General features: G+C 44.0%; 13 protein-coding genes. 7 read left to right on the top strand and 6 right to left on the bottom strand.

From position 1 onward, the window contains the following. Positions 1 to 17: 17 nt before the first annotated feature. Positions 18 to 275 carry a formyltetrahydrofolate deformylase gene (locus ABJF92_RS09865; protein ID WP_445974834.1) on the top strand — a complete coding sequence of 86 codons (258 nt, stop codon included), beginning with the start codon at positions 18 to 20 and terminating at the stop codon, positions 273 to 275. 49 nt (positions 276 to 324) lie between these two features. Here the strand turns inward: ABJF92_RS09865 and ABJF92_RS09860 are convergent, their stop codons facing one another. From ABJF92_RS09860 to ABJF92_RS09850, 3 genes are all read right to left on the bottom strand, one after another. After that, entirely contained in the window at positions 325 to 2,310 is a 1,986-nt protein-coding gene (locus tag ABJF92_RS09860; RefSeq protein WP_446815629.1) for an EAL domain-containing protein, read from the bottom strand. A 12-nt stretch (positions 2,311 to 2,322) separates the two neighbouring features. Then, positions 2,323 to 3,177: a sulfurtransferase gene (locus tag ABJF92_RS09855; protein WP_446815628.1), complete on the bottom strand. Its 855-nt coding sequence runs from the start codon at positions 3,175 to 3,177 to the stop codon at positions 2,323 to 2,325. 160 nt (positions 3,178 to 3,337) lie between these two features. Beyond that, positions 3,338 to 4,408 (bottom strand): DUF3549 family protein, encoded by a 1,071-nt coding sequence (locus tag ABJF92_RS09850; RefSeq protein ID WP_446815627.1) that lies wholly within the window; start codon positions 4,406 to 4,408, stop codon positions 3,338 to 3,340. A gap of 103 nt (positions 4,409 to 4,511) precedes the next feature. Between ABJF92_RS09850 and ABJF92_RS09845 the strand changes: the two genes are divergently transcribed. The 4 genes from ABJF92_RS09845 to can all read left to right on the top strand — a co-directional run bounded on the left by ABJF92_RS09845 (position 4,512) and on the right by can (position 7,345). Continuing rightward, positions 4,512 to 4,853, top strand: a complete 342-nt coding sequence (locus ABJF92_RS09845; RefSeq protein WP_446815626.1) for a YqcC family protein — start codon at positions 4,512 to 4,514, stop codon at positions 4,851 to 4,853. Continuing rightward, complete coding sequence (locus ABJF92_RS09840; RefSeq protein WP_446815625.1) at positions 4,850 to 5,719, top strand: DUF1853 family protein; 870 nt, start codon at positions 4,850 to 4,852, stop codon at positions 5,717 to 5,719. The genes ABJF92_RS09845 and ABJF92_RS09840 overlap by 4 nt, the downstream gene beginning before the upstream one ends. Positions 5,720 to 5,861: 142 nt before the next feature. Next, on the top strand, positions 5,862 to 6,701 hold the full coding sequence (locus ABJF92_RS09835) for a putative RNA methyltransferase (RefSeq protein ID WP_446815624.1): 840 nt from the start codon (positions 5,862 to 5,864) through the stop codon (positions 6,699 to 6,701). 11 nt (positions 6,702 to 6,712) lie between these two features. Next, positions 6,713 to 7,345 carry a carbonate dehydratase gene (gene can / locus ABJF92_RS09830; protein WP_446815623.1) on the top strand — a complete coding sequence of 211 codons (633 nt, stop codon included), beginning with the start codon at positions 6,713 to 6,715 and terminating at the stop codon, positions 7,343 to 7,345. Between the two features lie 99 nt (positions 7,346 to 7,444). Here can and ABJF92_RS09825 read toward each other — a convergent pair whose 3' ends face one another. Continuing rightward, the gene (locus ABJF92_RS09825; protein WP_446815622.1) at positions 7,445 to 8,398 is read right to left on the bottom strand and encodes a LysR family transcriptional regulator; all 954 of its coding nucleotides are present in this window, start codon (positions 8,396 to 8,398) and stop codon (positions 7,445 to 7,447) included. A 142-nt stretch (positions 8,399 to 8,540) separates the two neighbouring features. After that, positions 8,541 to 9,746: an AGE family epimerase/isomerase gene (locus ABJF92_RS09820; protein WP_446815621.1), complete on the bottom strand. Its 1,206-nt coding sequence runs from the start codon at positions 9,744 to 9,746 to the stop codon at positions 8,541 to 8,543. A gap of 127 nt (positions 9,747 to 9,873) precedes the next feature. Here ABJF92_RS09820 and ABJF92_RS09815 point away from each other — a divergent pair, with 127 nt between their 5' ends. Both ABJF92_RS09815 and ABJF92_RS09810 read left to right on the top strand, forming a co-directional pair. Then, positions 9,874 to 11,085 (top strand): ROK family transcriptional regulator, encoded by a 1,212-nt coding sequence (locus ABJF92_RS09815; protein ID WP_446815620.1) that lies wholly within the window; start codon positions 9,874 to 9,876, stop codon positions 11,083 to 11,085. A gap of 42 nt (positions 11,086 to 11,127) precedes the next feature. Next, a complete protein-coding gene (locus tag ABJF92_RS09810) occupies positions 11,128 to 12,627 on the top strand; it encodes a TyrR/PhhR family helix-turn-helix DNA-binding protein (protein ID WP_446816470.1) in 1,500 nt (499 codons plus the stop codon). A gap of 60 nt (positions 12,628 to 12,687) precedes the next feature. On the opposite strand, the gene ABJF92_RS09805 is transcribed toward ABJF92_RS09810, so the two are convergent. Beyond that, complete coding sequence (locus ABJF92_RS09805; RefSeq protein WP_446815619.1) at positions 12,688 to 12,843, bottom strand: hypothetical protein; 156 nt, start codon at positions 12,841 to 12,843, stop codon at positions 12,688 to 12,690. Positions 12,844 to 12,908: the final 65 nt, after the last annotated feature.

The following is a 12,908-nucleotide window of genomic DNA, read 5'->3' as shown; positions in this document are numbered from 1 at the left end:
GCCGTACGAGGGATATTATGAAACTCAAATTAACGCCAACTCAAAACTTATGTGTTGGCTTTTTAGAATCCGGTTTTAAGTTGGTGCAGCTTGATGATCAATATTATTTTGTGAAAGGTGATCATAGACAAAGAGTGTTATCTAAGACACTTGATGCCCTGATCAATCGAGGCGCCTTAGAATATACTGAGCATGGAGATTATCTGCTGACTGAAGCGTTTGTAGAACACAGAAAAAAAATGCGAGTGGCGAGCAAGTCGCCCACCAAACATTAAAGCCAATCCTCTTTAGACACAAATTCATGATGCTTAAAGAGGGTTTTTATTAATCTATCCAGCTTGTTAACGGGCGTGGCTTACCAAGGAAGAAACCTTGGCCATAGGTGACACCAATATTTGTTAACTCATCCACATCTTGCTGGGTCTCCACATATTCAGCCACGGTTTCTTGGCCTTTCAAATTGGCGATTTCTTGAATGTATTTGATCACGGCTTTGTCGGTAAGATCCGTGTGCATGTCTTTCACAAAGCTGCCATCAATTTTGACCACATCGAAGGGCAGGCTTTTTAAATATTCAAAAGACGCCATGCCCGTACCAAAATCATCCAGCGCTAATCCAATTTTCTGTTCTTTCAGCCAGGAAATAAATTTATTGGCACTGTTAAAGCTACCAATGGCGGAACTCTCGGTGATTTCCAGTTCGAGTTTTTCCCATGGGAAGTCAAAGTGAGCAATCGCTTGCTTCACTTTCTCTTGGAAGTCCGGGTTATTTAAACTTGAGCCAGCCAAGTTAATATGAGCCGAGTGTAATTTTGCAATGTGTTCAGGGCTTTGGGTGACGATTTCAAGGTAGGTCCAAAGCACATGAGCGTCGATATCACTCATTAATTGGTAACGCTCTGCTGCCGGTAGGAAGTCTCCAGGGGAAATAAAGTTATTATCCTTGTCCCACATACGAATCAATATTTCGTAACTAATTTGTTCTTTGGTTTCTTGCAGTGCCACTATGTCCTGGGCAAACAGTTCAAAACGGGTCGGCCCCCCATGCAGGGCTTCTTTGATCATCCTTGCGGTCTCTGTCTCAATGGACACTCGCTTGGTTTTTTCATCGCTTGGGTCATAAATATGAGACTTGTTTCGACCCTTCGCTTTTGCCGTATAAAGTGAGGCGCTGCTGATTTTTAGAAGCTCTTTTAGCGTGAATTCAAAAGGCTTGAAATACACTAAAGATATCGAGGCAGATACACTGTAAGTTTCGTTATTAGTGGAAAAACGGAAATCGTTCAGTCGTTGTAAGCTTAAGCTGAGGAAGTCATTACCAAAGCCTTCCGTGCAATTTTTCAATAGCACCATAAATCCATTACCGTCGACACGAGCAAAGGTCCCGTGGCTGGGCAAAATACCTTGATAGTGGCTGACAATCATTTTTAGCAACTCGTCGCCGGCCTGATAGCCAGCCGAATCATTGATCAACTTGAACTGATCCAGATCGATATACAACAAGTTGTAACCACAACGGGTTTCATCTTTAAGTGCTTGAGAGATGAGCTCTTCCATATGGTAGCGGTTGTAAATGCCTGTTAGGGTATCGTGAGATGCTTGAAATTTGAGCGCCTTGGATGACTGTGAAATTTGTTCCATTTGCTGATTAAAGCCGTCAAACAACTCTTTGATTTCGTTTTCCGACTTGGTGTCTACGGTAACAATGGCGTTATTAGTCGGGTCACTTTTCTTCATCGCATAAAGCAATTTGATGAAGGGATTGGTGTAACTCTTACTTAAGAAGGTGCTTAAGATAAGTCCGAACAATAATGCAAAGGGGAAAATCGCTAAGATGGTATTGGTGATCTCTTTTTGTTTGACTCGAAAGGTATCCAGATTGACGTCTAGTATCACCATGCCAAATTGATAGCCTTCGGCCTCAATGGAGGACTGGATTAACAGGTTGGCTTCAGTGAAAACACTGGTGCTTTGTGTTACCTGGGGCTTTTCTGCAGTTATGTTTTCAGTGTCTTTAAACCGGTAAATAGCACGACCGCCTTCGTCGTAGACCATCGCCCCTTGGATATTATTAAAGGCAGATAAGCGAAAGGTAATATCCGATAAAGAGTCAGCACCAGGGGTTAGTAGGTATTTTACAAAATCATTATTCAATGAAGCACTGATACTGTTTGCCTCATTGATCGCCATTTCCTGCGTTTCTTGCTTTTGGATGTTGAGAATTAGAAGTAATGTGGCGGCCTCAACCACCACAATAATACACGACATGAAAATGATAAGTTGTCGCTTAATACTAAGTTTGTACCACATAGGTTGCCCTTGTTATTGGCCTGAAGGGTTAGTAATGGGTAGGTTTAAATCGTTGCCCCATTCCCGCCAAGATGCGTCATAGTTAGCGACATCATAACCCAGTTCGCGAAGAGCAAAATAGTTGGTTGAAGAAACACGACCAATCGCACAGTAAATAATGACTTTCTGATTAGGGTCGATATTTTGATAGGTGCTTTTTAACTCATTCAAATCTTTTAGTTTCGACATACCATTTGAAGAAGCAATATTGTGAGTCGCTGGAATGTGTTCTGCCTGAGGAATATGACCAAAACGCTGGGCGGTTGATATTATGCCTTGGTAAGCATCGGTAGTACGGGCATCAATTACCACTTGCGATGGGCTGCGTGAAGCGATTTGAGTCGCAAATTTAGTGGCTAACTTCTTGTTGTCAATGGAGGCAATATACTGGCTAGGCTCTGGTGTTATGGCTTGAGTGCTGATTGGTAAATCAAGAGATTGCCACTCATGGTAGCCACCATTGAGAAGCTTTACATTGGTAAACCCATACACTTCTAGAGACCAAAATAGTCTTGCGGCATCAAAGAAACTGCCATCATCGTAAATGGCAATGTTGTCATGGATATCTAAGCCTTTTTGCTGAATGAGAGACTGCATTTGGTTAGGTGGGGTAATACGTCCACTAATGGTCAGGTCATCGAAGGTGAGACTAGCAGGGAAATTAACTGCGCCTTTAATATGGCCTTCAAGGTAAATTTGCTCATCACGAACATCAACAATGGTGAAGCTTTCTGGATTACTGGCGATTTCAGAAATCTCGACGCGTAAACTCTCGGCATTAGCAAACATGGCGCCAAACAAACTAAACATGATTAATAATTTTTTCACAACACCCTCTCTTGGCCTCTAGCTTCAATATGAACGGACCGTCAACTAAGTTTCTGTATTTTGTAAATTTAGCACGGAAATATGCCAACAAACATGCTTAGCCTCAGTAAATACAGCGATTAAGGGTGCAAATAACATGCAAACTGAGGCTAAGGGCGGTTTAGTGAAGATTGCCTGGGGTTTGTGTGAAGATATGGTTCACCGCTTGCGCCAGTTGTGAACTAATATGCTGGCTGCGCAGTAGTGTCCATAATGGCTGGCGAGTCTCTGGATGCTGGCTAAGTTCAGCTGTGATTTGCTTAAAGGCAATGTAACCATCTTGTCGATGGGCCAGCTTCTCCATAATAATACGCAGCAATTGAGGGTTTGACGCAAGCCAATGAGGGCATTTTGCGGCCAATGCGGCAATGCTGTGGGTGTCTTCGTCCTGACACTCGACTAGACTGCCTAATAGCCCAAATAAGGGTAGCAACAGTCGATTATCAAGAGAGTTACGAGAAAGCGCACGGATAAAGCTGGCTTGCAAGAATGGATCTTGATTCTCTTCTAGTTGTTGGATCAGGACGTCTTGAATGCTGTTTGGCAGTGTTTCATGCTCTAAAGCATGACAAAGTGCACTGATAACAGCGGGGTTTGCCTGTTGGATCGCTTTAATAATGAGCGGAGTATATGTTGGTTCATTGGCTCTGGCGGCTAACTCTGCAATGCCTTGAATACCAAGTTCTTGCCATTGCTCTGGGTTGTCTTCGAGAGGTGATTTTAGGTAATCAATTACGCTATCAAAAAAACTGGAGGTCGATGTGTTGAGCTGCTTACCAAGAATGGCATGAAAGCTGGCCATACGTTCTTGATCAGGCTTAAACGCATAGGGGCTGTCTTCTAATGCTTCCGATAAGCCTTGAGCTTCCCCTTTGTGCAAAATTTTATCCACTATACTTTTGATAAAATGATCTCGGGTGCCCAAGTTTAAGCAACCCGCTTCATCCAGAGGTAGTTTTAAAAACCAGATGACTCCGTTTTCTAGCAAGCTTTTAGAAGCCGTTTGGCTGTCTTTTAATAGGCAAGCTAACCAAGCGTGCTGGCGAAAAGGGAAAGGGTAGGCCTGCTGTTTACGATCAAACTGTATAGCTTGTTGCGGGGAAATTTTAGTAATATGGCGGCCAAGATCATAGTAGGTGACATCGCAGCCAACCATTTGAAATAAGTCAGAAAGAGATTCTATTTTGTTCATGGTAGATATAAAACTCAAATGAGAGATGGCTTGCAATGTGAACGAAGGGGCCATCATTAGTAAAAGTTGGCCTATATTACCGTTTTCTAAAGGAGAAATCAGGTTGCCAGAGGTTTTTTCGAAACAACCAAACTTACAAGCTTTGCTTAAAGAGCTTGAAGCTTGTATGGCGCTATGTGGTGAATGGTCGACAGGCCAGCCAAGCGCACAAGCCATGATGAGTACAGAGCCTTTTTGCATTGATACCATGAGCTTTGCCCAGTGGCTAAGGTACGTGATGATTGCAAGGTTTAACGCGTTACTTGATAGCGGAGCGCCGTTACCGACTCGTTGCCATGTTGCTCCCATGGCGGAAGAAGCTTTTAAACATAAATCCCCTGCAGAGGTGAGTCGGCTGGTGGTATGTTTGGAAGCGATTGACACCTATTTGAGTGAACTTAAGTGACGATTACAGGGCTACAGCACCCTTATGTCAAGGATTTGGCTTGGCTTATTGCAGGCTTTTACATAGAGCAAGATTGTAATCTAGCCAATTATTGGCATCATGATGTCGAGGCTAAATTACAAGCCCTTGAAGATGACCCAGTACCCCTAATTGAAGCGATTAACGCTTGTAAATCGCATTTTCTGGGCAGCTATTTTGAAACCCTGTTTTCATTTGCCATTAAACACTTTTCATCCCTTGGTATCGTTAAAGAACACTTTCAAATTCAACAAGAGGGTAAAACTCTTGGTGAAGTTGATGCTTTGCTAAGAGACCCACAAGGGCGACTTTTACAGTGTGAAATCGCGGTTAAATTTTATTTACAGCGTCCAGACCTTGCACCCCATGATTGGATTGGCCCTAACAAACAGGACAGCCTAGCGAAAAAAGTCGCTCGAGCACGACAGCATCAGCTGACGTTGCTAAAAAGTCCAGCAGGGCGACAAGCCGTTGATCTTATTCTTGGCTCTGAAAACGAACCGATAGCCGATCAACTGTTAATTTTTGGGCGTTTATTTTTCGATTTAAATCTTGCGAAAAATTGGCAAGAAAAATGCGCTGAAAACCCTGTGCAGCAAGAGCTTTGTGGTTGGTTAAAGTTAGAAAACCTAGCCTTGCTAGGGGAGCGTTATGAGTACGCTAAACTGATGAGTAAACCCCATTGGCTAGCCTTACCTGAATTCACACAAGGTATTGCCATGTCTGAGCTATCGAATTTTCTGAGGGACAAGTTTCTGCTTGATGATCGGCCCATTAACCTATGTTGTTGGAGTGAAAAATCAAATCAAATACCCGCCAATATTTTTGTTGTGCCAAATGATTGGTAACGCTTAAAAACCTATGTGGTAAGCTTTGTTAAATAAATTGTAAACATTGTTGAATTGTTTTTTTAGTTTTTTGATTTGGCTTGTTTATCCCCTGTGGTGTTAATAAAATAACACCTATCCCCCGACCTTAATTAGGAACACTGTGTCTAAGCTGGAAAATTTATCCTGTCCGATGGATGCCTCACGTCTTGAGCTTAAGCAAGCGAGTCTTGTTTGTGCCCAAGGACACACTTTTGATCTGGCCAAGACTGGCTATGTGAACTTACTCCCCGTGCAGAATAAGCGCTCTAAAGATCCGGGCGACAGCAAAGAAATGGTTGCGGCACGGCAAACCTTTTTGAATCAGCAACATTATTTTCCAATCGTCAAAGAGATTGTTACTAGTGCACCAGCCGGTTTTTTGCAGCAAGAGACGGTGCGACTTTTGGATGCCGGTTGTGGGGAAGGCTACTACTTACATCAGTTAGGCCTGTTGCTGGCTGAACACGACAACTCGATTGAGAGAATCGGTTTAGATATCTCCAAATGGGCGGTTATGGCCGCCAGCAAAAGGGATAAAGCGGTGAGTTGGCTGGTGGGCAGTAATGCCGCTTTACCTATGCCAGAAGCCCGTGTAGACGGCGTATTGTGCCTGTTTGGCTTCCCAGTCTTCTCTGAGTTTTCACGTGTTTTGGCAGAGGGCGGATACTTGCTCCTCGTGGAATCAGGCGAAGATCACCTTATTGAGTTAAGAAAAATTCTCTACCCTGCCATTCATGACTATAAAGCCACTTATAGTGATGGTGTACCAGGCTTCGAATGTCTTGGAGAGCATAAATTAAATTACAACTTTGATTTAACATCTCAACTGGCCATTCAGCAATTATTGAGTATGACTCCTCACATTCATAAAGCTTCTTATGAAGGTCGTGAGGCCGTTAAGGCATTAGAGTCCATAAGTGTCACCGCGGACATAAAACTTCGCTGGTATCGTAAAAATTAGAGGAAGGCAGAATGTCGAATAGCTTAAGTAATCTTTTCACGAAAAACCGAGAGTGGGCTGCCAAGGTCAATGCGGAAGATCCTGAGTTTTTTTCCACGCTTTCAAAGCAGCAAAAGCCTGAATACCTTTGGATAGGCTGTGCAGACAGCCGTGTTCCGGCCAACCAAATCGTTGATCTATTACCAGGCGAAGTATTTGTACACCGTAATATCGCTAACGTGGTAGTGCATACGGATTTAAACTGTTTGTCTGTTATTCAGTTCGCAGTAGACGTTCTGAAGGTAAAACATATCATGGTAGTAGGCCATTATGGTTGTGGTGGGATCAAAGCCGCCATGGGTACAGAAGAGCACGGTATGATAGATAACTGGCTACGCCATATTAAAGACGTGTATCGTTTACACAAAGAAGAAGTAGATGGTATTGCGGATGACTGTAAGCGCTTTGATCGCATGTGTGAGTTGAACGTGATCGAACAAGTAGCCCATGTTTGTCAAAGCAGTATTGTACAAAATGCCTGGAAAACGGGGCAGGAACTTCATGTACACGGTTGGTGTTACAGTATTGATAACGGCCATATTAAAGATTTAGAAATGACCGTGTCCAATGCAGAAGAAGCTGCGGTACGTTTAGAAAATCTTTAAGTTACCTATTAATAAGCCACTCAGTGTAGTTTCGTAAAATCCCCCTAAGGTTGTGGCCTTGGGGGGATTTTTTTGTCGGTTACTTTATAAATTATTGCTTTATAAATTGTTGCTTTCGGCAATGGCTTTTGAACAACCTGCAATGGTTGAGCGTAGCCAAATATGTCCAGGGTCATGCTGTAACAAAGGGCTCCAGAGCATTTTTAATTCGATTGGTGGGACTTCAAACGGTGTGGGTAGCACCACCACCTTATCGTTACCTTCCATGAGTCGCGTAGCCAAAGAAGGTAAGGTTGCGATCAGGCCTAGCTGTTCGGTAGCCCGCATGGCCACATTGTAGTTACGGGTAAATAGGCGAATGTTGCGTTTAAAACCAAGGTCCGCCAGCGTGCCATCAACCCAGCCAAGCTTTTGTATTTCTTCTGGCTGTATGCCAACCCCAACCCCAAATCCAGTTTTGCTCACCCATACATGGGAAGATGAAAGGTAATTGGTGAGATTAAAGTTTTTTGCGAGATCCGAATCCGCAGGCACTAGGCAAGAGAAATGGTCAATCCAGACAGACTTTTGGTGGAAAGACTGAGGGAGTGTATCAAAACGGTTAATAACGAGATCTACCTTGCCTTTTTCAACGTCATGAAAGCTCACATCACTTGGGTTCATAACGTCTAAAATAACGTTGGGCGCTTCACTTTGTAGCTTTTTCATGAGAGGGGGAATCAGCGTTGCTTCCGCATAATCACTGGCCATGATGCGAAATACACGAGAACTTGATTCAGCCTCAAAGCTTTGACCTAGATGCAGTACTTCATCAACAGATTGTAAAATGTTCTCAACTCTTGGCTGCAATTGGATGGCTAGGGCCGTTGGCATCATACCATCGCTGGTTCTCACTAGGAGTGGGTCGTGAAATAGGTCACGTAAACGTCGTAAACCATTGCTCATAGCGGGCTGGGTAATGCCCAGTTGATTGGCAGCGTGAGTAACATTTTGTTCGCGAAGTAGGGAGTCTAAATAGCGCAGTAAGTTGAGATCTATTTTATCTAGTTGCATATAAGATGGGGCCAGAATTCAAATCGTAGTGGTTAATCATACTGCATTTTGTAAATTAAGAGTATATTTATGGCAAATGGACGGCCTTGGGTGAGGGTGCCGCCACATTTGCAAAGAAAACTAGTCTTAATGTATAAGGGAGCTATTCGGCTGGTTGCATACCTTGAAGGCTTAATTGATCAATGACTTCATAGCATGCTCCCATGGTATGGTAATCGGTTTTCCCCGCCGGGCTTTTGCAGTCATCGTAAGCTTGGTTATCTTGGGTGAGAATGCGAAACCAGGCGCCGTATTGATGATCTATCATGTGCTGCCAACTGTATTCCCAGAGTTGGTTGTAATAATGCCAATACTCTTCCTTGTTGGTCACTAAAGCGAGCATGGCCGCCGCTGCGAAAGACTCCGCTTGAACCCAAAAATACTTATCGCCATCACAAATATTGCCTTCTGGGTCATAGCCATAACATAAGCCTTTATGCTCAATGTCCCAGGCTTTTTGCCACGCGGTGTTAAAGAGTGTTTCTGCTTTGGGGATGAGCCAGTCTTGCGGACTTCTTTGATGTAGCAAAATAAGTAATTTAGCCCACTCGATTTGATGGCCGGGTTGAAAGCCCCAGGGGCGAAACAAGTGTTTTGGGTCATCTTGATTGTATTGCCAATCAATTTTCCAGTCTTGGCGGTAATGTTCCCAAATTTCACCTCCGCCCAAGTCTGCTTGGCGTTGACAAATATTCTTCGCAAGCAGCTCAGCACGGTCTAAGTAACGGTGATCTTGGGTGGCATCGTAAGCGGCCATGAGGGCTTCACAACTGTGCATGTTGGCGTTTTGGCCACGATAGGAAGAGGGGGTTTGCCAATCGGCGGATATCTCATCTTGGTACAAACCAAACTCAGGCTGCCAAAGATGCTTTTCCATCAATTCAAACGTTTCGTTGATCCAAGGCTTGGATTCACTAACACCTGCTTTATAAGCGCTTGCATAGGCCAACAGTACGAAGGCTAAACCATAGCAGTGGTTGGTTTCGTCAAGGTTAGAGTCGCCCTCGAGTAGCCAAACATAGCCGCCATTTTCTCGACGATGTCGATTTCTAAGGTAATCTACACCATGTCGAGTCGCTGTCAAATACTCTTCTTTGCCTTCTGCTATAAAAGCTTTGGCATAATTAAAAACAAAGCGGGTACTGCTGACTAAATGACGAGTTTCCCTGTCATAGATTTGCCCATCGTCTTTAAAGAACTGGAAGTAGCCGCCTCGTTCATCAATACAATGGGGGTGATAAAACGCCATGGTGTCTTGAATGTGTTGCTTAAGAAAAGCAGCGGATTGAAAGTCTGGGCTCGCCTGCATGGTGATCGTCCTTTGTGGTCAATTATTTTAATTATGGCGTTAGGATAGCCCTTGCGGCTTTAATAAATCAACTAGATTTATTAATTATATTGGTTAGACTGCTAACCAATTAAAAAGGTAGCTAAGTATGAAAGTGTCAGGCAGCACCGCCGAGCAGGGGCGCATTTACAATGAACGTATTATTCTGCAATTAGTGAGGCAGAATCCGCAAATCTCTCGGGTTAAACTGGCGGAACTAACGGGGTTAAGCAGCCAAACCATCTCAGTGATTACCTCTTCTTTATTGAAACGTCAGCTCTTAGCTGTCACGGGTAAAGTTAAAGGCCGTCGTGGACAACCTTCTATAAAGTTGAGCATTAATGCACAGGGGGCTTATAGCCTGGGTATTAACATCGATAGGGGGCATATCAGTGCAGCACTGCTGGATTTCACAGGACACTGCGTGCTGTTACGAGAAAAGCTAGTGTCTTTTCCCACGGAAAAAGTCGCTAAAAACATCGCTCAAGAATTATTGTCTGAGGTGAAGCAAACTCTTGGAGAAGACTGGTGCAAAGTACAGGGTATAGGCCTGACTCGACCAGGTTTTATGGATGCTTGGTTGGAAACTCTGGTAACAGATGCCGAGCAACGCAATCAACTCAATGACTTAAAACTGGAGCTGAGCTATTGGCAGTCTGATGCTTTTGAATTGTGGCTAGAAAAGACGTCGGGTGTAGCTTGTTATTGTGAAAACGACGCAACTGCCGCAGCAACCAGTGAAGTTCTACTGTCCGCTGATACTTTTAAAAAACACCTGTTTTATATTTTTGTCAGTACTGCCTGTGGAGGAAGCTTTGTTGCCGATGGCGAATGCTATATTGGCGCTCACGGTCAAGCGGGTCGATTTGGTATGATCGCGACCGCCACAGGTAAGCATGGCAAGTGGACACTAGAAGCTTTATCGTTATCTTCGTTACGACGTTACTTTGAGAGTCATCAAACACACTGGCCACGCCAAGAAAGTGACTGGGACGGCGTTAAGTTACAATCTCTTATTAAACAATGGTCTCAAGAAGTGATTGCAGAAATCACCCCTGCTTTACTCGCCGTTTTAGCACTATATGATCCTGCGGATATCATTTTGGCTGGGCGGTTACCTACCCAGGTGAATAGAAGCTTGATAGACGAGATGCAAACCTTGTTTAAGGAGCAGACACTGCTCGTCGCGCCAGAGATTACCGCCGCACAGACAGGTTATTCCGCAGGGGTAATGGGGGCGGCGATCTTGCCTTTATATGAGATGTTTTCCCCTCAACGTGACTTGCTCCTGTTAAGTTCAAAACCCAGCCTAGCTGAATAAATAGATTAGGGTGAGAGCGCCCGAGGAGAGTAAAACGTGGCGATGAGGCTTGAAATTCAGTGTGAAGATCGAATCGGCATGATACGAGAAGTATTGGATTTATTTACCCCTTATCAAATTGATGTGCGGCTCATTGAGGTGGATACCCTTCGACGTTGTATTTACTGTGGCTTTAGTGATATCGCTTTTTCCAAGATCCAAAAACTGTTGGCAGAAATACGCAAACTTGACGATGTGGAAGATGTGAAGACGGTTGCTTTTACTCCATCGGAACGAGAAACAAACGCCTTGTATATGTTACTAGAGGCCTTGCCAGACGGGGTGATCTCGGTAGACCTGAAAGGCGTGATCACCATGGCAACCGAGCTTGCTGCAGAAGATTTACAAGCCAGTGTTGCAGGCTTATTGAATCAGCCTTTACAGCAATATATTAAAGGCGTGAATTTTGCCAAGATACCATGGCAAAGCATGCCCTCAGGGTTAAGTAAGCGCATTAAGATTCGCAGTAAAACACTCTTGTTAGAAATGAAGCCGATTTGGGTGCAGAGTGACGATGGCAGCCAAACCCCTGCAGGCAGTGTGATACACCTTAAATCTGAGGCGCGCTTGCAACGGCAAACACAAAGTTTAAAAAATGCCTCTAAGCCCATTAATGGCTTGGACAAATACTACCGTGAGTCCGTGCTACAAAGTCCTGTCATGACGGGGCTTGTGTCTCAGGCTAAATCCTTAGCGGACCTTCCCGTGCCGCTGTTGTTAGTGGGCCAAGTAGGCACTGGTAAGCGGGATTTCATTCAGGCGCTATTTCAATTTTGGTATGACAATCAGTTAGAACGAGACTGTCAGATTGTTATGAAATCTGCCGAGGATATAAACCTTACAGATATTCAAGCGTTGGATTCATTCTCTGGCTGGTGGGTGATAGAACATATTGAACGCCTCAAAGAAGAGGTGCAATTCGCCTTGTTAAGCTGGCTTGCCAAACAAACCGATGAATTAACCAGCTTACGATACAGTGCCCGTTTAGTGTCTTTATCTTCCTTAACTCAAGAGCAATTGATCAACCATGCAACGCTCAATAAATCGCTCTATTTCGAACTGTCTACCTTGGTGCTAACAATGCCAGAGCTGGCTCGTCGACGAGAAGATATTGCGGGACTTTTGGAGCAAACTCTAGAGGATATTGGTGGGCGCTATAACCTTGCCCTGCCGAGTATTTCAAAAGGTGCTTTGGCAAAGCTCTCCTTGTACTCTTGGCCGGGCAACTTGAAAGAATTGCACAGTGTTTGTTTGCAAACGCTATTGGCTAATCCCAATAAAGAGTGGCAGGCAGAAGATCTAGGCTTAGCGTCAGACAACACGAGTTCAGAGATGGTGTTACAGGAAGGGTCCCTTGATAAAACCGTGAAAGCCTTTGAGGCCAAGCTATTAAGGCAACTTTATCCACAATATCCAAGCACCAGACGCTTAGCAAAAGCCGTAGGGCTTAGTCACAGTGCGGTAGCGAATAAGCTCAATGAATATAATATTGCGTTAAAATGAACACCTAGAAACAACAAAGCAGACCGTTAAGTCTGCTTTGAATTTTAAGATGAGTCACAATTAATAATCTTGTGGATGACGCTTGTTGCGAGTCGGCTGCTTTTTGATCTTGATGGGTTGCAACTTCGTTTTTGGCTGAGAAAACTGTGTGTATAGACCTGCTGCTAAGAAAGCCATTAGTGCACATACAGCCGCAAAAAGTAAAAATTCAAACATGGCGTTTCTCCATTTGGTTGTTCTTATGATTCTAGAATGACCTATTCTGACGCTGTCGTAAAGCC

The organism is Marinomonas sp., from assembly GCF_039940335.1.
Classification (GTDB): domain Bacteria; phylum Pseudomonadota; class Gammaproteobacteria; order Pseudomonadales; family Marinomonadaceae; genus Marinomonas.
This window is presented reverse-complemented; position numbering and strand designations above follow the sequence as displayed.

Bases quoted from the DNA above. Each gene is read 5' to 3' on its own strand.
- ABJF92_RS09865 (WP_445974834.1), top strand. From the start codon at position 18: ATGAAACTCAAATTAACGCCAACTCAAAACTTATGTGTTGGCTTTTTA.
- ABJF92_RS09860 (WP_446815629.1), bottom strand. From the start codon at position 2,310: ATGTGGTACAAACTTAGTATTAAGCGACAACTTATCATTTTCATGTCG.
- ABJF92_RS09850 (WP_446815627.1), bottom strand. From the start codon at position 4,408: ATGAACAAAATAGAATCTCTTTCTGACTTATTTCAAATGGTTGGCTGC.
- can (WP_446815623.1), top strand. From the start codon at position 6,713: ATGTCGAATAGCTTAAGTAATCTTTTCACGAAAAACCGAGAGTGGGCT.
- ABJF92_RS09825 (WP_446815622.1), bottom strand. From the start codon at position 8,398: ATGCAACTAGATAAAATAGATCTCAACTTACTGCGCTATTTAGACTCC.
- ABJF92_RS09820 (WP_446815621.1), bottom strand. From the start codon at position 9,746: ATGCAGGCGAGCCCAGACTTTCAATCCGCTGCTTTTCTTAAGCAACAC.
- ABJF92_RS09815 (WP_446815620.1), top strand. From the start codon at position 9,874: ATGAAAGTGTCAGGCAGCACCGCCGAGCAGGGGCGCATTTACAATGAA.
- ABJF92_RS09810 (WP_446816470.1), top strand. From the start codon at position 11,128: ATGAGGCTTGAAATTCAGTGTGAAGATCGAATCGGCATGATACGAGAA.
- ABJF92_RS09805 (WP_446815619.1), bottom strand. From the start codon at position 12,843: ATGTTTGAATTTTTACTTTTTGCGGCTGTATGTGCACTAATGGCTTTC.